At 64.8% G+C, this 813-nt stretch carries 1 protein-coding gene; it reads left to right on the forward strand.

Annotation, left to right across the window (positions count from 1 at the left end):
• Positions 1 to 63 precede the first annotated feature (63 nt).
• Positions 64 to 813, forward strand: a 750-nt coding sequence (locus tag EN969_RS33495; RefSeq protein WP_245467652.1) for a thiamine pyrophosphate-binding protein, incomplete at its 3' end; no start/stop codon positions are given.

Here is an 813-nt window from a genome sequence, read left to right on the forward strand (position 1 = left end):
CCCCTCGCCGCGCCTGGGCGAGCACACCCAAGAAATCCTTGCCGAACTGGAGAAGTCTGGACAATGAAGACTGGCGGACAACTCATCGTCGACGCTCTCGAAGCCAACGGCACCGACCGCATCTACTGCGTGCCCGGTGAATCCTATCTGGCGGTGCTCGACGCGCTGCACGATTCAGCGATCCGCACCATCGTCTGCCGCCAGGAAGGCGGTGCCGCCATGATGGCCGATTGCCACGGCCGCCTGACCGGCAAGCCCGGCATCTGCTTCGTCACCCGCGGCCCCGGCGCCACCAATGCCTCGGCCGGCATCCACATCGCCATGCAGGATTCGATACCCGTCATCCTGTTCATCGGCCAGGTCGCCGGCCACGCCAAAGAGCGCGAGGCTTTCCAGGAGGTGGATTACAAGAGGTTCTTCGGCGACATCGCCAAATGGGTAGTCGAGATCGACGACGCCTCGCGCATCCCAGAATTCGTCACCCGCGCCTTCGCCGTGGCGACATCGGGCCGTCCCGGCCCAGTGGTGATCTCGCTGCCCGAAGACATGCTGACCAGTGTCGTTGAAGCGCCCGTCGCCTTGCCGCACACACCGGTCGAAACGCGGCCCGGGGAAGCCGAACTCGATGCGCTTGAGAAATTGCTGGCCAAGTCCAAGCGGCCTTTCGTCATCCTTGGCGGCACGCGCTGGGACGCCGAGGCGGTTGCACAAATGCGCGCGATCGCCGAGGCCTGGTCGCTGCCGGTCGGCTGTTCCTTCCGCCGCCAGATGCTGTTCGATCATCTGCATCCGAACTATGCCGGCGATGTCGGC

The sequence above is a fragment of the Mesorhizobium sp. M7A.F.Ca.CA.003.01.2.1 genome, assembly GCF_003998945.1.
Taxonomy (GTDB): Bacteria; Pseudomonadota; Alphaproteobacteria; order Rhizobiales; family Rhizobiaceae; genus Mesorhizobium; species Mesorhizobium ciceri.